The 22,139-nt window shown below is 71.2% G+C and carries 25 protein-coding genes; 12 read left to right on the top strand and 13 right to left on the bottom strand.

What is annotated here, in order from left to right; genetic code table 11:
• Positions 1–78: 78 nt before the first annotated feature.
• Positions 79–516 carry a DUF4442 domain-containing protein gene (locus ACFULQ_RS35205; RefSeq protein WP_383551889.1) on the bottom strand — a complete coding sequence of 146 codons (438 nt, stop codon included), beginning with the start codon at positions 514–516 and terminating at the stop codon, positions 79–81.
• Between the two features lie 169 nt (positions 517–685).
• Here ACFULQ_RS35205 and ACFULQ_RS35200 point away from each other — a divergent pair, with 169 nt between their 5' ends.
• On the top strand, positions 686–1,984 hold the full coding sequence (locus tag ACFULQ_RS35200; protein ID WP_383551853.1) for an MFS transporter: 1,299 nt from the start codon (positions 686–688) through the stop codon (positions 1,982–1,984).
• Here ACFULQ_RS35200 and ACFULQ_RS35195 read toward each other — a convergent pair.
• Together ACFULQ_RS35195 and tuf are read right to left on the bottom strand one after the other, a co-directional pair.
• Positions 1,946–2,791, bottom strand: coding sequence for a spermidine synthase (locus ACFULQ_RS35195; RefSeq protein WP_383551851.1), 846 nt, complete (start codon positions 2,789–2,791; stop codon positions 1,946–1,948). The genes ACFULQ_RS35200 and ACFULQ_RS35195 overlap by 39 nt on opposite strands.
• An 86-nt stretch (positions 2,792–2,877) precedes the next feature.
• Entirely contained in the window at positions 2,878–4,047 is a 1,170-nt protein-coding gene (tuf, locus tag ACFULQ_RS35190; RefSeq protein WP_383551849.1) for an elongation factor Tu, read from the bottom strand.
• 317 nt (positions 4,048–4,364) lie between these two features.
• Here tuf and ACFULQ_RS35185 point away from each other — a divergent pair, with 317 nt between their 5' ends.
• Positions 4,365–5,132, top strand: coding sequence for a TVP38/TMEM64 family protein (locus tag ACFULQ_RS35185; protein ID WP_383551847.1), 768 nt, complete (start codon positions 4,365–4,367; stop codon positions 5,130–5,132).
• Positions 5,133–5,200: 68 nt separating this feature from the next.
• On the opposite strand, the gene ACFULQ_RS35180 is transcribed toward ACFULQ_RS35185, so the two are convergent.
• A complete protein-coding gene (locus tag ACFULQ_RS35180; RefSeq protein WP_383551845.1) occupies positions 5,201–6,370 on the bottom strand; it encodes a thiolase family protein in 1,170 nt (389 codons plus the stop codon).
• An 88-nt stretch (positions 6,371–6,458) separates the two neighbouring features.
• Between ACFULQ_RS35180 and ACFULQ_RS35175 the strand changes: the two genes are divergently transcribed.
• The 6 genes from ACFULQ_RS35175 (at position 6,459) to lnt (ending at position 11,701) form a co-directional block, all read left to right on the top strand.
• Entirely contained in the window at positions 6,459–6,929 is a 471-nt protein-coding gene (locus ACFULQ_RS35175; protein ID WP_383551843.1) for a winged helix-turn-helix transcriptional regulator, read from the top strand.
• A 123-nt stretch (positions 6,930–7,052) separates the two neighbouring features.
• A complete protein-coding gene (locus ACFULQ_RS35170) occupies positions 7,053–7,928 on the top strand; it encodes an undecaprenyl-diphosphate phosphatase (protein WP_383551842.1) in 876 nt (291 codons plus the stop codon).
• A gap of 114 nt (positions 7,929–8,042) precedes the next feature.
• Entirely contained in the window at positions 8,043–8,222 is a 180-nt protein-coding gene (locus ACFULQ_RS35165; RefSeq protein ID WP_383551840.1) for a hypothetical protein, read from the top strand.
• Positions 8,223–8,324: 102 nt separating this feature from the next.
• Positions 8,325–9,497 (top strand): FAD-dependent monooxygenase, encoded by a 1,173-nt coding sequence (locus ACFULQ_RS35160; protein ID WP_383551838.1) that lies wholly within the window; start codon positions 8,325–8,327, stop codon positions 9,495–9,497.
• A 90-nt stretch (positions 9,498–9,587) separates the two neighbouring features.
• Positions 9,588–10,070 carry a nuclear transport factor 2 family protein gene (locus tag ACFULQ_RS35155; protein WP_383551836.1) on the top strand — a complete coding sequence of 161 codons (483 nt, stop codon included), beginning with the start codon at positions 9,588–9,590 and terminating at the stop codon, positions 10,068–10,070.
• 65 nt (positions 10,071–10,135) lie between these two features.
• Positions 10,136–11,701, top strand: coding sequence for an apolipoprotein N-acyltransferase (gene lnt, locus ACFULQ_RS35150; protein ID WP_383551834.1), 1,566 nt, complete (start codon positions 10,136–10,138; stop codon positions 11,699–11,701).
• Here lnt and ACFULQ_RS35145 read toward each other — a convergent pair.
• Entirely contained in the window at positions 11,625–12,530 is a 906-nt protein-coding gene (locus ACFULQ_RS35145) for a Gfo/Idh/MocA family protein (protein ID WP_383551832.1), read from the bottom strand. The two genes, lnt and ACFULQ_RS35145, sit on opposite strands and share 77 nt — an antisense overlap.
• 110 nt (positions 12,531–12,640) lie before the next feature.
• Between ACFULQ_RS35145 and ACFULQ_RS35140 the strand changes: the two genes are divergently transcribed.
• Entirely contained in the window at positions 12,641–13,153 is a 513-nt protein-coding gene (locus tag ACFULQ_RS35140) for a DinB family protein (RefSeq protein WP_383551830.1), read from the top strand.
• Positions 13,154–13,352: 199 nt separating this feature from the next.
• A complete protein-coding gene (locus ACFULQ_RS35135) occupies positions 13,353–13,796 on the top strand; it encodes a hypothetical protein (protein WP_383551829.1) in 444 nt (147 codons plus the stop codon).
• A gap of 46 nt (positions 13,797–13,842) precedes the next feature.
• Here the strand turns inward: ACFULQ_RS35135 and ACFULQ_RS35130 are convergent, their stop codons facing one another.
• From ACFULQ_RS35130 to ACFULQ_RS35100, 7 genes are all read right to left on the bottom strand, one after another.
• Positions 13,843–14,364 carry a hypothetical protein gene (locus ACFULQ_RS35130; RefSeq protein ID WP_383551827.1) on the bottom strand — a complete coding sequence of 174 codons (522 nt, stop codon included), beginning with the start codon at positions 14,362–14,364 and terminating at the stop codon, positions 13,843–13,845.
• Positions 14,365–14,667: 303 nt separating this feature from the next.
• The gene (locus tag ACFULQ_RS35125; RefSeq protein WP_383551825.1) at positions 14,668–15,351 is read right to left on the bottom strand and encodes a uracil-DNA glycosylase; all 684 of its coding nucleotides are present in this window, start codon (positions 15,349–15,351) and stop codon (positions 14,668–14,670) included.
• Positions 15,352–15,442: 91 nt separating this feature from the next.
• Positions 15,443–17,023, bottom strand: a complete 1,581-nt coding sequence (locus tag ACFULQ_RS35120) for an ABC transporter substrate-binding protein (RefSeq protein ID WP_383551823.1) — start codon at positions 17,021–17,023, stop codon at positions 15,443–15,445.
• Positions 17,024–17,214: 191 nt separating this feature from the next.
• On the bottom strand, positions 17,215–17,979 hold the full coding sequence (locus ACFULQ_RS35115; RefSeq protein WP_383551821.1) for an SDR family oxidoreductase: 765 nt from the start codon (positions 17,977–17,979) through the stop codon (positions 17,215–17,217).
• Positions 17,980–17,991: 12 nt separating this feature from the next.
• A complete protein-coding gene (gene fabG / locus ACFULQ_RS35110; RefSeq protein WP_020140547.1) occupies positions 17,992–18,753 on the bottom strand; it encodes a 3-oxoacyl-ACP reductase FabG in 762 nt (253 codons plus the stop codon).
• A gap of 132 nt (positions 18,754–18,885) precedes the next feature.
• Positions 18,886–19,335, bottom strand: a complete 450-nt coding sequence (locus ACFULQ_RS35105) for a DUF3037 domain-containing protein (RefSeq protein WP_383551819.1) — start codon at positions 19,333–19,335, stop codon at positions 18,886–18,888.
• The gene (locus tag ACFULQ_RS35100; RefSeq protein WP_383551817.1) at positions 19,332–20,096 is read right to left on the bottom strand and encodes a HipA family kinase; all 765 of its coding nucleotides are present in this window, start codon (positions 20,094–20,096) and stop codon (positions 19,332–19,334) included. Before ACFULQ_RS35100 ends, ACFULQ_RS35105 begins: the two co-directional genes overlap by 4 nt.
• 155 nt (positions 20,097–20,251) lie before the next feature.
• On the opposite strand from ACFULQ_RS35100, the gene ACFULQ_RS35095 reads away from it, so the two are divergent.
• A complete protein-coding gene (locus tag ACFULQ_RS35095) occupies positions 20,252–20,740 on the top strand; it encodes a Rieske (2Fe-2S) protein (protein ID WP_383551815.1) in 489 nt (162 codons plus the stop codon).
• On the opposite strand, the gene ACFULQ_RS35090 is transcribed toward ACFULQ_RS35095, so the two are convergent.
• The gene (locus tag ACFULQ_RS35090) at positions 20,727–21,383 is read right to left on the bottom strand and encodes a cysteine hydrolase (protein ID WP_383551813.1); all 657 of its coding nucleotides are present in this window, start codon (positions 21,381–21,383) and stop codon (positions 20,727–20,729) included. The genes ACFULQ_RS35095 and ACFULQ_RS35090 overlap by 14 nt on opposite strands.
• A gap of 134 nt (positions 21,384–21,517) precedes the next feature.
• On the opposite strand from ACFULQ_RS35090, the gene ACFULQ_RS35085 reads away from it, so the two are divergent.
• Positions 21,518–21,985, top strand: a complete 468-nt coding sequence (locus tag ACFULQ_RS35085; protein ID WP_383551811.1) for a pyridoxamine 5'-phosphate oxidase family protein — start codon at positions 21,518–21,520, stop codon at positions 21,983–21,985.
• Positions 21,986–22,139 lie beyond the last annotated feature (154 nt).

Here is a 22,139-nt window from a genome sequence, read left to right as displayed (position 1 = left end):
GGCTCCGAACCGCCGACGAGTGCTCCGGCCGGGGTCCCGACCGGCGACGAGTGCTCGCCCCCGCCCGCCCTTCCGCGCTCAGCCGTTCGGCCGCAGGGTCCACACCACCGTCATCTCGCCCGTGACCGCACCGTCCGCGCGGCGGATCTCGATCGTGACGGGGAACTCGGGGCGCTGTCCGGCGTCCAGTTCGGCGACGACCTCGGCGGCCGGGCGCCCCAGGGTCGCGGTGGCGGTCACCGCGCCCATCGCGAGCTTGCGGTAGGCGATCTCCGCGTTGACCGCGAGCGGCACCGCGCGCGAGAGCTGGTCGCCGAAGGCGGCCAGGACGACAGCCCCGCTGGCCGACTCGGCGAGGGTGAACATCGCCCCGGCGTGCGGCCCGCCGACATGGTTGTGGAACTCGCCCTGGTCGGGCAGGGCCACCACGACCTTCTCGGGGCCGGTCTCCAGGAACTCGAGGTTCAGGGTCCGCACCATCGGCACGGTGGCGGCGAGCATCTCGCCGACGGACATCTGGTCTGCGCTCATGCCGCGATGTTACCCATGGGTAGCCAGTGCGGACAGCGTCCGTACCCGTGATCGCCGTCTCTTCTCATCCGGCATCCGGCCTTCTCCCCCGGAATCCGGCATCCGGCCTGCAAATGGTTTGGCAAGGCGGGTCCCCAGCGGCGATAGTCGGCCGGTGCCCCCCTCCGCCGCCTCCTCCCGCACCCGCAGACCCAGCTGGGCGAGCCGCAACTACAGCCTGCTGACCGTCGCCGCGTTCGTGACGAACCTCGGCAGCAACGGCGCCCTGATCGCCGCCGCGTTCGCCGTACTGGAGGCGGGCGGCGACAGCGGCGACGTGGGCCTGGTGGCCGCCGCCCGCACCCTCCCGCTGGTGGTGTTCCTGCTGATCGGCGGCGCGGTGGCCGACCGGCTGCCCCGGCACCGGGTGATGGTCGCGGCCAACTCCCTCAACTTCCTCTCCCAGGGCGCGTTCGCCGTCCTGGTCCTGACCGGTGAACCCCGGCTCTGGCAGATGATGCTGCTGACCGCGCTCGGCGGCACCGGGCAGGCGTTCTTCAGCCCGGCGGCCGAGGGCATGCTGCTGTCCTCGGTGAGCGGCGAGGAGGCAGGCCGCGCCTTCGCGGTGTTCCGGATGGCCATGCAGGGCGCGGCGCTGGGCGGTGCCGCGCTCGGCGGCGCGATGGTCGCCGCGGTCGGTCCGGGCTGGGTCCTCGCGGCGGACGCCGTCGCGTTCGCGCTCGCCGGTTCCCTGCGGTCGTTCCTCGACGTCGGTCACATCCGCGCCCGCGAGCCGGGCGCGGGCATCCTCGCCGACCTGCGCGACGGCTGGCGCGAGGTCGCGTCCCGACCGTGGCTGTGGGGCATCGTCCTCCAGTTCTCCGTGGCCAACGCGGTCCTGGGCGCCGCCGACGCGGTCTACGGCCCGCTCGTCGCCCGGGACCACCTGGGCGGGGCGGGCCCCTGGGGCGTGGCGCTCGCCTTCTTCGGCGCGGGCACGGTCGTCGGCGCCCTCCTGATGACCCGCTGGAAGCCCCGGCGGCTGCTGTTCGTGGGCATCCTGTGCGTGTTCCCGCTGGCACTGCCCTCCGCCGCGCTGGCCGTACCGGTCCAGGTACCGCTGCTGTGCACGGCGATGTTCGTGGCGGGCGCGACGATCGAGGTGTTCGGCGTCTCCTGGATGACCGCCCTGCACCAGGAGATACCGGAGGAGAAACTCTCCCGTGTCTCGGCCTACGACTGGTTCGGCTCGGTCGCCCTCATGCCGCTCGCGGCCGCGCTGGCGGGCCCGGCGGAGTCGGCGTTCGGCCGCACCACGGCCCTGTGGGGCTGCTCGGGCGTGATCGCGGCGGTCACCGCGGCCGTCCTGTGCGTACCGGACGTCCGCAACCTGCGCCGGAACACCAAGCAGGTCACCCAGGCCGCACCGACCGCCTCAGCCGATGCCGAACGCCCCGTCGGGGGGCTCGGGTGAGGCCACGGCGTCCGCGTCCGACACCGGCCGCGCCCCACCCGTGAACTTCCGCAGCCCGTCCCCGTGTTCGACCCGCGCGGGAAAGGCGTCGGCCGCCGTACGCCGAGCCAGCGCCGTCGTGTCGAGCGGCCGGCGCGAGGCGACCAGCACCGCGTTCCCGAACCGCCGCCCCCGCAGCACCGCCGGCTCGGCGATCAGCACGAGCTCCTCGAAGACCTCGGCGAAATTGGCGAGTTGGGACCGCAGGAAGGCGAAGGGCGCGGAGTCGGCGAGGTTCGCGAGATAGACCCCGTCGCCCCGGAGCACCCGCGCGGCCTCACGGGCGTACTCCAGGGAGGTCAGGTGCGCGGGGACCCGTGACCCGCCGAAAACGTCGGCGACGAGGACGTCGGCGGAGTCCGCCGGAGCGCTTTCCAGCCACCCCCGCGCATCGTCCGCGTGCAGCGCGATCCCGGCCCCGTCCGGAAGCGGGAGATGCTCCACGACCAGCTCCAGCAACCCCTGGTCCGCGTCGACGACATCCTGCCGGGACCCCGGCCGACTGGCGACGAGATACCGCGGCAACGTCAAGGCACCCCCACCGAGGTGTACGACGTCCAAAGCCCGCCCCGCCTCCCCGAGCACATCCAGCACATGCCCGAGCCGCCGCGCGTACTCGAACTCCAGATGCAGGGGATCGTCGAGGTCGACATAGGACTGCGGAGCCCCGTCGACGGTCAGCAACCACGCCCGCTCCCGGTCGACGTCGGGCATGAGCTTGGCGAAGCCGAAGTCGGTGGCCTTGGCGACGGGTATCGAGTCGTTCACACGACCAGTGTGCCGACCCAGGGGCGCGGGGAACTGCGCGACCAGCCACTGACCGGCCCGCAGTCCCCCGCACACATCAGCCACCCCTAGGAGACGGCTGTCACGGTTCCCGCCCCCACGGTCCTGCCACCCTCACGGATGGCGAACCCGAGCCCCGCCTCCAGCGGCACGTCCCGACCCAGCTCCACGGTCATGACCACCCGGTCCCCCGGCCGCGCGACAGCGACCTCACCGAGGTCGACGTCGCCGACGACATCCGCCGTACGGATGTAGAACTGCGGCCGGTACCCCGTGGAAACAGGCGTCGTACGCCCGCCCTCCCGCGCCGACAGCACATACACCTGCGCGGTGAAGCGACGACTCGGCACCACACTGCCCGGCGCGGCCACCACATGGCCCCGCCGGACCGCGTCCCGCGGAACACCCCGCAGCAGCAGCGCCACGTTGTCCCCGGCCTGCGCCTCCTCCATCGGCTTGCCGAAGGTCTCGACCCCGGTCACCACCGTCTCCACGGCGGCCCCGAGCACTTCGACCCGGTCGCCCACCCGCACGGTGCCCCGCTCGATCGCCCCGGTCACCACGGTCCCCCGGCCGGTGATGGTCAGCACGTTCTCGACGGGCAGCAGGAACGGCGCGTCCAGATACCGCTCGGGGATGGGCACATAGGTGTCCACCGCGTCGAGCAGCGCCTCGATCGACGCCGTCCAACGCGGGTCCCCCTCCAGGGCCTTGAGCCCCGAGACCCGTACGACGGGCACGGCGTCGCCGCCGTAGCCGTGCGCGGTGAGCAGTTCACGGACCTCCAGTTCGACGAGCTCGACCAGCTCCTCGTCCGCCGCGTCCGCCTTGTTGAGCGCGACCACGACGTGGTCCACGCCCACCTGGCGGGCGAGCAGCACGTGTTCGGCGGTCTGCGGCATGATCCCGTCGAGCGCGGAGACGACGAGGATCGCCCCGTCGAGCTGCGCGGCCCCGGTGACCATGTTCTTGACGTAGTCGGCGTGGCCCGGCATGTCCACGTGCGCGTAGTGCCGGGTGTCGGTCTCGTACTCGACGTGCGCGATGTTGATGGTGATCCCGCGCGCGGCCTCCTCCGGGGCCCGGTCGATCCGGTCGAACGGCACGAAGGTGCCGCTGCCGCGCTCGGCGAGGACCTTGGTGATGGCGGCGGTCAGGGTGGTCTTGCCGTGGTCGACGTGACCCATCGTGCCGATGTTCAGGTGCGGCTTGGTGCGCGCGTAAGCGGTTTTGGACATGGCTGTACCTCGAAGCCTCTTCGTGTTCGTGGAAGAACGGGGACCCCAAGGACTCGCCGACCCTCCCCCTGCGGGGTCCGCCGGACGATCCGGGAAGGGTCAGCTTCGGGCGCCGTCTGCGGCGGCCAGGAAGACAGGAACGGCAGCCTTCGGCGCATCCGCGACTGCGGATGCTGCGAGAGCGAAGGCGTACCGGAACATGACGCAGATCATGTCCGACGTTTCGTCCCACGTCGAACGGTTTTTTGTGGTGGCCTGTCGCACAACCGACGGCATCCGCTGGGCGATCACTCGTCCCTGTCGGTTACCGTCACAGGATGCTCGATGCCACCACCCGCTCTGGGGGCACCGCCACGGCCACTCCCCCGGCCATCGCCACGGAGCTCGCTCTCCCCGTCCCCGCCCCGGTGGGTCTCACCGCCCGCTGCACGAGAGTGCTGCTGTCGCCGTGGTCCCGGCTCTCCCTGCTGGTCGCGCTGCTCGCGGGCGCCGCCACCACGGTTCTGCTCTTCGAGCCGCAGAGACTGCTTGCGGACGGCTGGCCGCCCCAGCTCGGCGGGATCGCGGCCGCGGCCCTGTTCGGCGTGGCGTACGGGCTGTGCACGGTCGCCTTCGTGCCGCGTCCGTTGCTGAACCTGGCCGCGGGGGCGCTCTTCGGCTCCCAGCTGGGGCTCGCCTCGGCGCTTGCCGGCACCGTCCTCGGGGCCGGGCTCGCCTTCGGTCTGGGCCGGGTGCTCGGGCAGGACGCGCTGCGGCCGCTGCTGCGGGGGCGGTGGCTGAAGGCCGCGGACGGACAGCTCAGCCGGCACGGGTTCCGGTCGATGCTGGCGGCCCGGCTGTTCCCCGGGGTGCCGTTCTGGGCGGCCAACTACTGTGCCGCGGTCTCCCGGATGGGGTACATGCCGTTCCTGCTCGCGACGGCGCTCGGGTCGATACCGAACACCGCCGCGTATGTCGTCGCCGGAGCGCGGGCCTCGGCGCCCACGTCGCCCGCTTTCCTCATCGCCATGGCGGCCATCGCCCTGCCGGGGCTGGCGGGAGCGGTGGTGGCGTGGCGCAAGCGACACCATCTGCGTGGGCGCTGAGCGCCCCTTCAGGGGCGCGGGGAACTGTGCGACCAGCCACGACGGCGCAGCAGACGCACGATGTGCCTTCAGACCCGCTCCAGGATCATCGCGTTGGCCAAACCCCCCGCCTCGCACATCGTCTGCAAGGCATACCGCGCCCCCCGCTCCCGCATCGCGTGCACCAGGGTCGTCGTGAGACGCGTGCCGCTCGCGCCCAGGGGGTGGCCCAGCGCTATCGCGCCGCCGTGGACGTTGACCTTGGCCAGGTCCGCGCCGGTCTCCTGCCGCCAGGCCAGGACCACGCTGGAGAACGCCTCGTTGACCTCGAAGAGGTCGATGTCGTCAAGGGTGAGGTGCGCCCGGCGCAGGACCTTCTCCGTGGCCGGGACGACTCCGGTGAGCATGAGGATCGGGTCGGAGCCGGTGACGGCGAAGCTGTGGAGCCGGGCCAGGGGCCGCAGGCCCAGCCGGGCGGCGGTCTCGCCGGACATGATCAGGACGGCCGAGGCGCCGTCGTTGACCGGGCTCGCGTTGCCCGCCGTGACGTTCCACTCGATCTGGGGGAAGCGTTCGGCGAAGTTCGGGTCGTAGTAGGCGGGCCTCAGGCCGGCGAGGATCTCCGGGGTGCTGCCCGGGCGGACGCACTCGTCGCGCAGGACGCCGTCCAGGGGCGCCACCTCGGCGTCGAAGAGGCCCTGCTCCCAGGCCGTGGCGGCCTTGTGGTGGGAGGAGACGGCGAACGCGTCCATCTGCTCGCGGGTGATCGACCACTTGGCGGCGATGAGTTCGGCGCTGATGCCCTGCGGCACCAGGCCCTCCTTGTAGCGCTCGGCGACCCCGGGGCCGAAGGGGTCCTTGCCCTCGGGGACGTTGGACCACATCGGCACCCGGCTCATCGACTCGACCCCGCAGGCCACGACGATGTCGTAGGCGCCCGCGAGCACGCCCTGGGCGGCGAAGTGCACGGCCTGCTGGGAGGAACCGCACTGGCGGTCCACGGTGGTCGCCGGGACGCTCTCCGGGAAGCCGGCCGACAGGGCCGCGTAGCGGGTGGTGTTCATGGCCTGTTCGCCGACCTGGTCGACGGTGCCGCCGATGACGTCGTCGATGAGCGCCGGATCGACGCCGGAGCGCTCCACGAGGGTGCGCAGGGTGTGGGCGAGGAGCTCGACGGGGTGCACGTGCGCGAGGGCGCCGTTCGGCTTGCCCTTGCCGATGGGAGTGCGTACGGCTTCGACGATCACTGCGTCACGCATGCTGCGGTCCTCCACGGCTACCGGTGAGTAGGAAATCCAACCATAACTCCGCGAGTTGGAAAAACAAACCCTCCCCTAGACTGGGTGCATGGCCGCCACCAAGGACCCGCGCCCCTGCTCGATCGCCGACGCCCTGACGCTCGTCGGCGAGAAGTACTCCCTGCTCGTGCTGCGGGAGGTCTGCCTGGGCAACGGCCGCTTCGACCAGCTCGTCCGCAACATCGGGGCCCCGCGCGACATCCTGGCCACCCGGCTGCGCCGGCTCGTGGACGCCGGGATCCTGACCAAGCGGATCTACAGCGAGCGGCCGCAGCGCTTCGAGTACCGGCCCACGCAGGCGGGTCTGGAGCTGGAGCCGGTGCTGCTGACGCTCATGGCGTGGGGCGACCGGCACCTGCGGGGGGACGAGGACCGGCCCATGGTCGTCGAGCACACCTGCGGCCACGAACTGCTGCCGGTCGTCACCTGCTCCGTCTGCGGGAGCGCGGTGGCCCACGAGGACCTGACGGCCCATCCGCAGGCCCCCGGCTGGTCGGTGAGCGGGCCGACGGCCGCCTGACCGCCCCTGTGCCGGAGCCGTCGGCGGGGGACGCTACGCTGCCCTCGCACCCCGATCACCGCTCCTGGTGGTCAGGCGCGCCCGACTCCCCTCACACGATCAGCACTTGGACGCCGTAACTTCATGTCTTGGTTTGAATCACTCATCCTCGGACTCGTCCAGGGGCTGACCGAGTTCCTTCCCGTGTCCTCCAGCGCGCACCTGCGGCTGACCGCGGCCTTCTCAGGCTGGAAGGATCCAGGAGCGGCCTTCACCGCGATCACCCAGATCGGCACCGAGGCCGCCGTCCTGATCTACTTCCGCAAGGACATCGGGCGGATCATCTCGACGTGGAGCCGCTCCCTGGTCAACAAGGAGCTGCGCCGCGACCACGACGCCCAGATGGGCTGGCTGGTGATCGTGGGCTCCATCCCGATCGGTGTGCTGGGACTGCTGTTCAAGGACCAGATCGAGGGGCCGTTCCGCGATCTGCGCATCACCGCCACGATGTTGATCGTCGTCGGCATCGTCATCGGTATCGCGGACCGGCTCGCGGCGCGCGACGAGACCGGGGGCAAGCACCGGGCGCCCAAGCAGCGCAAGGGACTTGAGGACCTCGGCATCAGGGACGGCCTGATCTACGGCTTCTGCCAGTCGATGGCCCTCATCCCCGGCGTCTCCCGCTCCGGCGCGACCATCAGCGGCGGCCTCTTCATGGGCTACAAGCGCGAGTCCGCGGCCCGCTACTCCTTCCTCCTCGCCATCCCGGCCGTCCTCGCCTCCGGTCTGTTCGAGCTGAAGGACGCGATGGAGAGCGACCACGTTTCGTGGGGCCCCACTATCTTCGCCACGGTGATCGCGTTCGCCTCCGGATACGCGGTGATCGCCTGGTTCATGAAGTTCATCTCCACCAAGAGCTTCATGCCCTTCGTCTGGTACCGCATCGCCCTCGGCATCGTCATCATCGCCCTGGTCACGGCAGGCGTCCTGAGCCCGCATGCGGCGGAGTCGGCAGGCTGAGGCAACGGCGACCCAACACCTCACCCGCGGCCCTGAGTTCCCGTGACGCATCGCATACGTTCTGCGTAGCCGTCCGGTAGCGGACTGTCAGTGCTTGCGCCTAGGCTTGGGCGCATGTCCCCCGATTCCGTGATCCCTGGTTCCGTGCGGTCCGCTGCCGAGGTGAACGAGCAGATCCGCGCGCTCTGGATGCGCGCCGGCGGCACGCTGTCGCCCCAGGAGCGCGCGGAGTACGAGCTGTTGGTCGTCGAGTGGGCGGCAGCCATCCGCGCCGACATCATCGAAGCGGCCTGATCCGAGTCGCACCCAGGCCGAAACACGCCGTACGGCCCCGGAGTTCCCTCCGATAGCCTGCCCGACCCACCCTCGAGTCACCCCTCGAAGTGAGGTCCCGCCATGAGAGCGATCGTCGTGGGCGCCGGCATTGGAGGACTGACCGCGACACTGAGCCTGCGCCGGGCCGGCCATGACGTGACACTCGTCGAGCAGTCCCGGCGGCTCACCGAGATCGGCGCCGGCATCCAGCTCGCCCCCAACGCCACGCGCGTACTGCGCCGGTTGGACCTCCTCGACGCCGTCGCGCGGTACTCGACCCGCCCCGCCCACGTGAGCTTCCGCACCTGGTCCGACGGCTCCGAGATCTGCCGCTACGTCATCGGCCCCGAAGCGGAAGAGGAGTTCGGAGCGCCGTACCTCCAGGTCCACCGCGCCGACCTCCAACAGGCCCTCGTCGCCGCCGTACCGCCCGGATCGCTCCGCCTGGCCACCACCGTCGTGGGCATCGACCAGGACGACAAGTCGGCCCGGGTGACCACGGCGGGCGGTGAACACCTGCACGCCGACCTCGTCGTGGCCGCCGACGGCATCCGCTCCGCCGCCCGCCAGTGGCTCTTCGGCGCGGACGAGGCGCTGTTCTCGCACACCGCCGCCTACCGGGCCCTGCTCCCCGCCGCCGAGGTCGCCGACCTGGACCTGCCGGAGTACGCCGGCTGGCTCGGCCCGGGCCGCCACGTCGTCCACTACTGGCTGCGCCGCGGCGAACTCCTCAACGTCGTCGCCGTGTTCACGACGGACCGGGCCGCCCAGGAGTCGTGGACCGCACAGGCGGAACCCGGCGAACAGCTGCGCACCTTCGCCGGCTGGGACCCCCGCCTGCTGACCGTCCTCGAACGCGCGGGCCAGGTCTTCCGGTACGGCATCCACACCCGCGCCCCGCTCCCGCGCTGGAACCTCGGCCGGGTCACCCTCCTCGGCGACAGCGCCCACGCGATGGTGCCGTTCCAGGCCCAGGGCGCCGCGCAGGCCGTCATGGACGCCGCCGTCCTCGGCGACTGCCTCACCGGCGCGGCCCCCGACGAGGTCCCAGGCGCCCTCGACCGGTACGTCCGCAGACGCGCCCCGGCCGCCACCGCCGTGCAGGCCGCTTCCGCCCGCGCGGGCCACGACTACCACCTGCCCGACGGACCCGAGGCCGACGCCCGCAACGCCCGCCTGCTCGCCCTCGCCGCCGAGAACAGATTCGGCCCCCACTCGGCCGCCTGGCCCGTCGACGTCCTGGCCGACAGCTGATCCCGCCACCCGCACCGCCGGTCGGCCGCCCCGTGCGAATGTCCCCGCACGCCCCTAGCCGCCGCCCGCCCCATGCCCAACACTGAGCCGATGACGCAGCGTGTGGAGCTCGCGACCGTGATGGACCGGCTGGCCGTGGACGCACTCGTCACCGACTACGCCGTGGCAGTGGACGACGGCGACTGGGAGGCGTACCGGGGACTCTTCACCTCCGACGGACGGGCCGACTACCGCTCCGCGGGCGGGGTCGAAGGGGACGCGCACCACGTGGCCGCCTGGCTCGCGGACAGCTTGCGGCTGTTCTCGATGCGCCAGCACCTGATCGTCAACCGCCGCGTCCGCTTCGGCACCCTGGAGCAGGACACCGGCGACACGGCCCGTGTGCAGGCCGACTACATCAACCCGATGCGGTTCGCCGACACGGAGGACGCCACCGCCCCGGACTTCGTCTGCGGTGGCCGCTACGCCTTCGCGCTCACGCGCACCGACGAGGGGTGGCGGCTGCGCGAGGTCGTCGTACGGGAGAAATGGCGGCGTCTGCCCGACCCGCGGCCGACTCGTGTGATCAACTGAGTCGAGGCCCGTCGGGTGGTCAACCCCACGATCACCGATGACACTCACGGGGTAGGAGGCGCCGTATGAAGACGTTCGGCCACTGGCTCGCCTCCCCGTGGCGGCGCACGACCGTCGCCGTGCTGGCAGGCACCCTCCCCCTCCTCGCGTTCCCCGCCCCCTCCCTGTGGTGGTTCGCCTACGTCGCCCTCGTCCCGTGGATCGCTCTGATCCGCTCGGCTCCGACGGCGAAACGGGCGGCCTACGACGGCTGGGCCGGCGGCTTCGGCTTCATGGTGGGGATGCACCACTGGCTGCTGCCGAGCCTGAGCGTCTTCATCTTCGTCATCGGCGCCCTGCTGGGCGCGCTGTGGGCCCCCTGGGGCGCGCTGGTACGGCACTTCCTGGCCGGGACGCCCTCGCGGGGCCGGACGGCCGCCGCCCTCCTCGTGCTGCCGTCGGGCTGGCTCGGCATCGAGCTGGTCCGCTCCTGGCAGGGGCTCGGCGGTCCCTGGGGCGTGCTCGGCGCCAGCCAGTGGGAGGTGGCACCGGCGCTCCGGCTCGCCTCGGTCGGCGGGGTGTGGCTGCTCAGTTTCCTGGTCGTGGCCGTCAATGTCTGCGTCGCCGTGCTGGTGACGATCCGTGCCGCCCGGGTTCCCGCGGTGGCGGGCCTGGTCGCGACGGCCGCCGTGACCTCGGCGGCCTGGGTCGGCGCGCCGCGCCCCGACACCGGCGGCGGCACCCGGATCGCGGTCGTCCAGCCCGGTGTCATCAAGGGCCCCGACCAGCGCTTCGCCCGCGAGGAGCAGCTGACCCGGGATCTCGCCGGGCAGGGCGTCGACCTGATCGTCTGGGGCGAGAGCAGTGTCGGTTTCGACCTGGGGGACCGCCCCGACCTGGCGGAGCGGATCGCGGCGCTCTCCCAGGAGACCGACGCCGACATCCTCGTCAATGTGGACGCCCGCCGCTCCGACAAGCCCGGCATCTACAAGAGTTCGGTGCTCGTCGGCCCCGACGGGCTCACCGGCGACCGCTACGACAAGATGCGGCTGGTCCCCTTCGGCGAGTACATCCCGGCCCGCTCGCTGCTCGGCTGGGCCACCTCGGTCGGCAAGGCGGCCGGCGAGAACCGCAGGCACGGCTCCCGGCAGGTCGTCATGGACGTCGGCCACGACCTGAAGGTCGGCCCGATGGTCTGCTTCGAGTCGGCCTTCCCCGACATGAGCCGCCATCTCGCCGAGGACGGCGCCCAGGTGCTGATCGCCCAGTCGGCGACCTCGAGCTTCCAGCGGAGCTGGGCCCCCGAACAGCACGCCTCGCTCGCCGCGCTGCGGGCCGCCGAGACGGGCCGCCCGATGGTCCACTCGACCCTGACCGGGGTCTCCGCCGTCTACGACGCGAGCGGCCGGCGGGTCGGCCAGTGGGTCGGCACCGACGCCAGCAGCGCCCGCGTCTACGACGTACCGCTGGCCACCGGCACCACGCCCTACGTCCGCTTCGGCGACTGGTCCGTGTACGCGGCCCTGCTGGTCCTCCTGGCGTGGTGCGCCACCGACGGCCTGCGCACGCTCCGGCTCAGGCGGAGCGCTCCTGCACCGCGTGTACCACCCGCTCGCACAGCTCATGGGTCGCCAGCGCGTCCCGGGCGCTGAGCACCTTTCCCGCGCGGACGGCGTCGAGGAAGGCGAGCACCGCCTGCTCGATGCCGCGCTGCCGGGCCACCGGCACCCAGTCGCCGCGCCGCCGCACGGTCGGCTGGCCCTTGTGGTCGATCACCTCGGCGAGGTTGAGCACCTGCCGCTTGGTGTCCTGCCCGGACACCTCCAGGATCTCCTCGGCCGAACCGCTGAGCCGGTTCATCACGCCGAGCGCGGTGAAGCCGTCCCCGGCGAGCTGGAGCACGACATGGTGCAGCAGCCCGTCCTGCACGCGCGCGCGTACCGTCACGTCGTCGACCGGCCCGGGCACCAGGAAACGCAGGGTGTCGACGACGTGGATGAAGTCGTCGAGGATCATCCGGCGCGGCTCCTCGGGGAGCCCGATCCGGTTCTTCTGCATGAGGATCAGCTCGCGCGGGTGCTCGGCGCACTGCGTGTACCCGGGCGCGAACCGCCGGTTGAAGCCGACCGCCAGCGAGACGTCGCGCTCCTCGGCGAGCGCCACCAGCCGTGCCGAGTCGGCGAGTTCGTAGGCCAGCGGCTTGTCGACATAGGTCGGTACGCCCGCCTCCAGGAGTCGGGCCACGATGTCGGGGTGCACGTTCGTCGGCGCGTGCACGAAGGCGGCGTCGAGGTCCTCGGCGAGCAGGGCGTCCAGGTCGGCGTGGCGCCGGGCGTCGGGAAGGTGCAGCGCGTCGGCGACCCGGGCGAGCGTGGCCGGTGTCCGGGTCTGGAGGTGCAGTTCGACCTCCGGCCGCGCGCCGAGCACCGGCAGATAGGCCTTCTGCGCGATGTCGCCGAGTCCGATGCAGCCGACCTTCACGTGGCCTCCCCCAACGGTTGTCCGCCGACGTCCTGCCGACGTCCTGCCGGAAGCATACGGCGGCCGGGAAATCGTTCGTCGGCGGTGGTTTCACCGGGGAGGATGTGACCATGACCATCGAGCGCAGCGAACCCCCCACGACCGCCGACGAACGCACCATGCTGGAAGGCTGGCTGGAGTACCACCGCCGCACCCTGGCCTGGAAGTGCGAGGGCCTGACCGACGCCCAGCTCAGGACCGCCTCGGTGGAGCCCTCGACGCTCTCCCTGATGGGCCTGGTGCGGCACATGGCGGAGGTGGAGCGCAGCTGGTTCCGCCGGGTGCTGGCCGACGAGGACGCGGGACCGATCTACTACGGCGAGGACGACCCGGACGGCGAGTTCCGGCTCACCGAGGCCGATACCTGGCAGGAGGCGTACGGCACCTGGCAGGCCGAGATCGACAAGGCCCGGGAGAACACCGCCCGGTTCGGCCTGGACGACGTCACCGTGGGCAAGCACCGCAGGACCGGTGAGCGCTTCAACCTGCGCTGGCTCTACACCCACATGATCGAGGAGTACGCCCGTCACAACGGCCACGCCGACCTGATCCGCGAGCGTATCGACGGGGCGACCGGGGACTGACGTCAGCACGCGGGGACCTGAGCACGCCGTATGGGCACGGAGATCACCCGTGCGGGGCAACCTCCGCTTGTCCGCTGTCGCCCGGGTCGCCCGAACCAGCAGAGTGACGCGGGTGCATCGAACCTCGACTACCGCAACGCTCCTGGTCACCGTGGCTGTCTCGGCTCTCACCGGCTGTGTGACGATCCAGCGTCCACCGGTGACCGGTCCGCCGCCCACGATGGCGCCTTCGGCGCTGCCGGGCCCGGGGGACGCCCGTCCGGACGGTCGGGCGGAGCCGCAGATCGTGCAGGCTCCGGCCCAGGAGGCCCTGTCCATGATCGACCCGTCCCGGTCGGCGAAGCCGGGCGGGACGGCACCGCGCAGCACCCCGGGGACCGTGGGGGCTCCCGCCCGCCCGGAGCCCCGTCAGCCGGAACCCGCCCGTCCGGACCATCCCGTGCACCCGGCGCCTCCCGAGCGGCGTCATCAGGACGTACGTCAGCCCCGGCAGCCGCGCGTCGAGATCCCGGACGTGGCCAGGTCGATCCCCAAGTCGGTCCCCAAGAGCCAGAAGGACGTCTGCGCGCTGGGCCGGAAGTACGGGCGCTGGCAGGAGGGCAGCGCCGAGTCGGTCATCTGCGACCAGACGTACGGGCGGTGAGGGATCGGGCCGCGGTCAGGCTGCGGAATGTACGGCCACCGGTGTGTCAGGGCCGCTGTCGGGGCGGCCCCCAGCCCCCGTCACCGGCCGCTCCCCCGTCACCGAGCCGCAGCTCCAGTCTGCTGATCTCGGCCCGCACCCCGTCGCTGTAGCTGTCCTCCCCGAGCTCGGCCGAGGCTCTGCGGGCCCGGCGCACATGCGAGCGGGCGGCGTCGGTACGGCCGAGGCGCACGTAGTCCGCGGCGAGGTTCAGATGCAGCGAGGGATACAGGGCGCGCACGGCGAGCGCGCCCTGGTGACGGGTGAACCGGTCGTCGGTGAGCTCCTCGGCGGCCGTCAGCGCCCTGAGATCCCAGGCGAGCTCGTCGCAGGGGTCGTCCTGGGCGTCGGCCATGTAGTGCGCGAGCGTGCAGCGGTGCAGCGGGTCGCCGTCCTCGCCGAGCTCCGCCCACAGGGCCAGGAAGCGGTGCCGGGCCTCCTCACGGTCCCCCGCGTGACACAGCATGACGACCTGCCCGATCCGCGTCATCACGGCATCCGGCACCGCCTGCTCCTGTCGCTCCGTCAAAGCGTCCTCCGGCCTCGGTCGACTGCGTCACTGTCCCGCTCGACGCTAGGGCCTGCCGGAGGCTCCACGTCGGCGGCGCGTGCTCAGTTACGCCCATCTGCGGCGCCGCCGATCACCGGCGCCCCGGGCTCGGCCGCACCCGGCAGGGACTCCGATCACGCAGCCACAGGTCGGGCATCACAGCTCGCCCCCGCTGGGCCACCCCACCAGCCGCCGCTCGCCCCAGCCGGACCTTGTCTCCCACCGCGGTCACTTCAGAACGAACCGGGCCGGCCCCCCGTCGCGCCGGCCCGGCGGCAGCCGTCAGCCCAGGTTCGGGATCGTCCAGTCGATCGGCTCGTGGCCCTGTGCGGCGACCGCCTCGTTGATCTGGGTGAACGGGCGGGAGCCGAAGAACTTCTTCGCCGACAGCGGGGAGGGGTGCGCGCCCTTGACCACCACGTGGCGGCTCTCGTCGATGAGGGGGAGTTTCTTCTGCGCGTAGTTGCCCCACAGCACGAAGACCGCCGGATCGGGCCGCGAGGCCACCGCACGGATCACCGCGTCGGTGAACTTCTCCCAGCCCTTGCCCTTGTGGGAGTTGGCCTCACCGGACCGGACCGTGAGCACCGCGTTGAGCAGCAGCACGCCCTGCTGGGCCCACGGCATGAGGTAGCCGTTGTCCGGGATCTCCAGGCCCAGTTCCTCCTTCATCTCCTTGTAGATGTTCCGCAGGGAGGGCGGGGTCTTCACGCCGGGGCGGACCGAGAAGCACAGCCCGTGGCCCTGGCCCTCGCCGTGGTACGGGTCCTGGCCGAGGATCAGGACCTTCACCTGGTCGTAGGGCGTCGCGTCCAGCGCGGCGAAGACCTCCTCGCGCGGCGGGTAGACGGGACCCTTCGCCCGCTCGTCCTCGACGAACTCCGTCAGCTCCTTGAAGTACGGCTGCTGGAGCTCGTCACCCAGAACCCCGCGCCAGGACTCGGGCAGCATGGCGATGTCGGTCACGTCAATTCCTCACGATGTGCGGTCACTTGCAGGCTTCAGAACCTACAGCCGCCCACTGACAATCGCCGCCGCCCATCCCGGAATCCAGGACCTACCAGCTGGTCTTCCAGTACAGCTCCCACATCGTCATCATGGTCGCCGGATCGATGACCTTCTCCAGCCCGGCGATCTCCTCGTTCGCGGCCACGTACTGCTTGCCCTGCCACAGCGGCACCAGCCGTGCGTCGTCCACGAAGACCTGCTGGGCCTCCTCGATCTGCGGCCCCACGGCCCCGCGGTCGCTCTCCGCGCGGGACTGCGGCAGCAGCTTGCCGGTGATCAAGGGGGCGTCGTACGGCGTGCCGAGGGCGTTCTGCTTGCCCACGAAGGGCGCGATGAAGTTGTCGGCGTCGTGGAAGTCGGGGAACCAGCCGCGCCCGAACACCGGGTACTCACCCTTCTGGTAGCCCTCGACGTAGGTCTTCCACGGACGGCTCTTGAGGGTGATGGTGAACAGGCCGGAGGCCTCCAGCTGCTTCTTCAGCTCCTCGAAGGCCGGCTTGGTCGTCGAGCCGTAGCGGTCGCTGGTGTACCAGAGGGTCAGCGGGACGCGCTCGGTGATCCCCGCGTCCTTGAGCAGCTTCTTGGCCTTGGGCACGCTGGGGTCCCCGAAGTCGTCGAAGAAGCTGGTGGTGTGGCCGGTCAGCCCGGCCGGGACCATCGAGTACAGCGGTTCGACGGTGTCCTTGTAGACGTAGTGCACGAGCGCCGGACGGTCGACGATCTGGGCGACGGCCTTGCGGACGGCCGGCTTGGCGGACCACGGGTCCTTGGGGTTGAACACCAGGTAGCTGATCTCGGTGGTGGGGTTCTCGATGAGCTGGAGCCCCTCCTTCTGCTGGTTGACCTCGATGTCCAGGGTGTCGGAGGCGCCGAGCCCGCGGTAGACGACCGAGATCTCCTTGTCCTTGAGGGCCTTGACCATCTCGTCGGACCGCGGGAAGTAGCGGATCGTGACGGCGTTGTTCTTGAGGTCCGCTATGCCCTTGTAGTTGCCGTTGCGGACGAGCTCGGCCTTCTCGCCCTCCTGGTAGGAGTCGAGGCTGTAGGGCCCGGAGCCGCTGATCTTCCCGTCCTTGCGGATCGAGGTCGCGGAGTACTCCTCGGGGTCCACGATCGACATGGCGGGCGTGGTGAGCACCAGCGGGAAGGTGGCGTCGGGCTGGCTGAGGTGGAAGACGATCTCGCGGTCGCCCTTGACCTGCACCCGGGACAGCGTGCCCAGCAGGCCCGCGGGGCCGCCGTTGACGTTGATCTTCTTGATCCGGTCGATCGAGTACTTGACGGCCTTGGCGTCCAGCGTGTGCCCGTTGGAGAACTTCAGCCCGTCGCGCAGCGTGCAGCTGTACACGGTGCTCGAGGAGTCGGTGAACTCGCAGTGCTCGGCGGCGTCGGGCTCGGGGTCGGAACCGCCGGGCGAGTAGTTCAGGAGCGTCTGGTAGACGTTGCGGAACAGCTCCCAGGAGTTGTCCCAGGAGGCCGCCGGGTCCAGCGTGGCCGGGGCGCTGGTGGTTCCCACGACGATCGCCTTGCCGTCGTCGGAGGAGTCCGAGGAGAACACACCGCATCCGGCCACCGTGGAAAGGGACACGAGGGCCGCGAAAGGCGGCAGGTATCGGTTCCGCATGAACACGCGCTCGCTCCTCGAAATGCCGTGCCGAGAGTCGGCAAAACATACCGCAGGGCCACGCACACTCAACCGGTTCGTCCACAGGCGGTTTGATCATCTCATCGGTGATGACCCTGTGATACCCCTGTGCGGCTTTTGTGCCTCGACACGGGCGCCGTAGCTGTCAACGGACGCCCGTGCCGGGGAAACGAGGATCAGCCCACGCCGGCGTTGAGGAAGATGCCGCCGTCGACGACGAGCGTCTGGCCGGTGACCCAGTCGGACTGCGACGAGGTGAGGAAGGCCGCGGCGCCGCCGATGTCGGAGGGCACGCCGAGCCTGGCCAGCGGGTAGGCCGCGGCGGCCTCGGCCTCGCGGCCCTCGTACAGGGCGGAGGCGAACTTGGTCTTCACGACGGCCGGGGCGATCGCGTTGACCCGGACACCCGGGGCGAACTCGTGGGCGAGCTGCTGGGTGAGGTTGATCAGCGCGGCCTTGCTGACGCCGTACGCGGCGATGAAGGGCGAGGGCGCGATGCCCGCGACGGAGGCGATGTTGACGATCGCGCCGCCGTTGTCCTTCTGCCAGGCGTGCCAGGTCTTCTGGGCGAAGCCGAGCGCGGAGATCACGTTGGTCTCGAAGACCTTGCGCGCGACATCGAGGTCGAGGTCGGCGATCGGCCCGAACACCGGGTTGGTACCGGCGTTGTTGATCAGGAAGTCGACCCGGCCGAAGGCGTCCATGGCACGCTCGACGGCCTCGGTCTGGTGGCCCAGGTCGTGCGCCTTGCCGGCCACACCGATGGCCCGGTCGGCGCCGAGCCGGTCGACGGCCTCCTTGAGGGCGTCCTCGTTGCGGCCGGTGATGACCACCCGGTCGCCGCGCGCGACGAGCGCCTCGGCGACGCCGTAGCCGATACCGCGGCTGGCGCCCGTGATGAGCGCGACCTTGCCCGAAGGCTCGGGGAGTTGCGAAGTCATGGTTCCGTTTCCCTAGTCGAGCGGTCCGCCGGCGACGTACAGCACCTGGCCGGATACGAACCCGGCGGCCTCGCCGGTGAAGAAGGCGATGGCGTTGGCGATGTCGTCGGGCTCGCCCACGCGCGCGACCGGGATCTGGGTGGCGGCCGCGGCCTTGAACTCCTCGAAGCCCATGCCGACGCGCGCGGCGGTGGCGGCGGTCATGTCGGTGGCGATGAAGCCGGGGGCGACCGCGTTGGCGGTGATGCCGAACTTGCCGAGCTCGATGGCGAGGGTCTTGGTGAAGCCCTGGAGACCGGCCTTGGCGGCGGAGTAGTTGGCCTGGCCGCGGTTGCCGAGCGCCGAGGAGGAGGACAGGTTGACCACCCGGCCGAAGCCGGCGTCGACCATGTGCTTCTGAACGGCCTTCGTCATCAGGAAGGAGCCGCGCAGATGGACGTTGAGGACGGTGTCCCAGTCCGAGACGCTCATCTTGAACAGCAGGTTGTCGCGGAGCACGCCCGCGTTGTTGACGAGGATCGTCGGGGCGCCGAGTTCGGCGACGACCCGCGCGACGGCCGCCTCGACCTGGGCCTCGTCGGAGACGTCGGCGCCGACGGCGATCGCCTTGCCGCCGGCCGCGGTGATCTTCTCGACGGTGTCCTTGCAAGCGGCCTCGTCGAGGTCGATGACGGCGACCGCGCGCCCCTCGGCCGCCAGCCGTACGGCCGTGGCGGCGCCGATGCCGCGCGCGGCACCGGTGACGACGGCTACCCGCTGCTCAGTGGTGGACATGGGTGTTTCTCCTCGCCCTTGAGAAAGTTCGGCCCGATCAGGTCAGTGAGCGACCGCTTAGTACCTTCGGCAGACGTGACGCTAGAAGCCCTGGCACGCGGTGTCAACGTCCCACGGGCGGGGTGTGATCCATTACCTCACCAGCAGGTCGAGCAGGCGCTCCGCCTCGGCCGCCGGATCCAGGGTGAGTCCGGTGTGCACGGGGCCGGGCTGGACGACCGTGGAACGGGGTGCGACGAGCCACCGGAAGCGGCGCCCGGAGTCGTCGCGCGCGGCCGGCCCGGCCGCCTCGCCACCCGCGCAGACCGCTTCGACGGCTCCGAGGGCGGCCCGGATGCCGGCCACGTCCGCCCCGGGGTCGAGCGCGCGCAGCCGGTCCTCGTCGAGGTGGGTGCGCACCCCGACGTACGCCTTCGCCCGGCAGTAGACGAGCACGCCCGCGTTGACGCACTCGCCGCGTTCGACGCGGGGTACGACCCTGAGCAGGGCGTACTCGAAGACGTCCCGCTCACTGGCCTTCCCGCCCTTGATGACATGGCGTTCGACCACACTTCCGGCCATGTGGATGTGGCGCTCGCTCACTTGTCCCCCTCGATTCCCGTGATGCGTTCGTGGACGGCCGCGGCCCGCAGGAGCAGTGGCCGGGCGTAGGCCCGTCGCAGGTCGTCCGGGGTGTCGAAGCCGGGCTCGTCCGCCAGCCAGGCGTCCGGGATCTCGGCGGTGACCTCGGCGAGCAGTTCCTCGGTGACCTGGGGGGCGAGTGCGGCGGCGGCCCCGGCGACATCCGGTGCGAAGGGCCTCAGGACGTGGTCCGAGGCGTCGTAGGGACGCGCGGCGGACTTCTCGGCGCCGGGCCAGTTGTGCTGCCAGATCATGGTCGCGCCGTGGTCGATGAGCCACACCTCGCCCCGCCACCACAGCAGGTTGGGGTTGCGCCAGGAGCGGTCGACGTTGTTGACCAGGGCGTCGAACCAGAGGATCCGGCCGGCCTCCTCGGGGCCGACCGAGAAGGCGAGCGGATCGAAGCCGAGGGCGCCGGAGAGGAAGTCCATGCCGAGGTTGGTGCCGCCGCTGGACCGCAGCAGCTCCTGCACCCGCTCGTCGGGTTCGCCGAGCCCCAGGTCGGGGTCGAGGTCGAGGGTCAGCAGCCGCGGCACCCGGAAGCCGAGCCGCCGCGCGAGCTCCCCGGCCACGACTTCGGCGACCAGCGTCTTACGGCCCTGGCCCGCGCCGGTGAACTTGATGACGTACGTCCCGCGGTCGTCGGCCTCGACGAGACCCGGCAGCGAGCCGCCCTCACGCAGGGGCGTGATGAAGCGGGTCGCGATGGCTTCCTTGAGCATCGCCCCAGGTTACTGGCCGACAGCGAAGCGACAGCTCCCGCTTATGGGCTTCTGATCTCGAACACGTTTAGATCTCGACATCGTCTGAACAGCGGACGGCGAGCGGCCGTACCACTGGACAGTTCCACGAATTCCGCACTGGAAGGACGTTCAGCATGACCAGCGAACTGCCTCAATCCGTTCCGGCACCTGCCCGCCGTACCGTCGTGGCGGCGGTGGGCGCGGCGGGGCTCGCCGTCGCGCTGACCGCGTGCGGATCGGACAGCGACTCCTCGGGCTCGTCCACGAGCCAGGCCGACGCGAACGCGAGCGGTGGCGGGTCGAGCTCCGACAGCGGCGCCTCGTCCGGCTCCGGCGGCACCGCCCTGGCGAAGACCAGCGACATCCCCGAGGGCGGCGGCACGATCTTCAAGGACAAGGGCGTGGTCGTCACCCAGCCGACGGCGGGCACCTTCAAGGCCTTCTCGTCCAAGTGCACCCACCAGGGCTGCGCGGTGGGCAGCGTGGCCAACGGGGTCATCCTGTGTCCCTGTCACAACAGCGAGTTCTCGGTCGAGGACGGCAGCGTCAAGAAGGGGCCCGCCACCCAGCCGCTGCCCGCCGCGCAGATCACCGTGAGCGGGGACTCGATCACTCTGGCCTGACCCCGGTCCGCCGGTGCCGCCGGAATCCGCCCAGCACCTCGTCGGTGGTCGCGACCGTGGCGACCAGCGCGAGGGTGTGGCGGATCATCACGGGGGTGTAGTCGGAGGGCACCCCCGCGATGGCGTCGCTCGGGACGACGACCGTGTAGCCGCGGTTCACCGCGTCGAAGACGGCGTTCGGTACGGCCACGTTGGCGGACACCCCGGTCACCACCAGGGTGCGGCAGCCGAGGTTGCGCAGCAGCGCGTCGACCTCGGTGCCCTGGATCGGCGACAGCCCGTGCAGCCGCCGTACGACGAAGTCCTCCTCGCTCACCTCGATCGGGGCCGCCACCCGTACCGCGGTGGTCCCGGACAGCTGCTGGACGGGCAGGCGTTCGGCGGCGCGGAAGAGGCGGGCGTTGCGGTTGGCGCCGCGCCCGTCCGGGCGGCGTTCGGCGATGGCGTGGATCACCTGCACCCCGCTCTCGTGGGCGGCGGCGACGAGCCGGGCGACGTTGGCGAGCGCGCCCGACTTCCTTGCCTCGCGGGCGAGTTCCGGCAGCGCGCTGTCCGCTCCGACGACGCCCTGCTGACACTCGACGGTCAGCAGGACGGTGCTGCCGGGAGCGAGGAGCTCGCCGAGTTGTTCGTACGAGGGCACGGTTCCCCCTTGTCGCGGGTGGCCGGAGCGGTGACAGTAGCCACCATTGCGTGGCGACGGAAGACGCCCCATCCTTTTCTGACGTGATGTCAGAGGATCTCCTCTGGCACGACGTGAGAGAAAGAGGGGGACGCATGACCGTCACTCAGCGCCGGGGCCGGAAGATCATGATGACGCCGGGTGAGCTGGACGAGTTCCTCACCAGCCAGCGCACCTGCCGGGTCGCCACGGTCTCGGCCGGCGGCGCCCCGCACGTGAGCACCCTGTGGTTCGCCTGGGACGGCACCTCGATGTGGCTGTACTCGGTCGTGCGCAGCAAGCGCTGGACCGATCTGCGCCGCGATCCACGGGTCGCGATCGTGGTCGACACGGGTGAGGAGTACGACGAACTGCGCGGCGTCGAGCTGTCCGGGACCGTGGACTTCGTGGGCGAGGCCCCGCGCACCGGCGAGCTGCGGGCCGAACTCGACGTGCCCGAGACCCTGTTCGCCCGCAAGAACTTCCACCTGGAGGAGATGCCGCACGACGGCCGGCACGCCTGGATACGGCTGACCCCGGAGAAGATCGTGTCCTGGGACTTCCGCAAGCTGGGGTCCGCCTAGCTCACACGGCCAGCCGTAGTTCACACGGCCTGCCGTGGCTCACACGGCCTGCCGTGGCTCACACGGCCTGCCGTGGCTCACACGGCCTGCCGTGGCTCACACGGCCTGCCGTGGCTCAGACGGCCTGCCGCGCCGCCGACGTCAGCGCCCCGAC

It is taken from the genome of Streptomyces sp. NPDC057253, assembly GCF_042669125.1.
In the GTDB taxonomy this organism is placed as follows: Bacteria; Actinomycetota; Actinomycetes; order Streptomycetales; family Streptomycetaceae; genus Streptomyces.
Note: the sequence above shows the minus strand (reverse complement) of the source record. Positions and strands in the feature narration are given on the sequence as shown.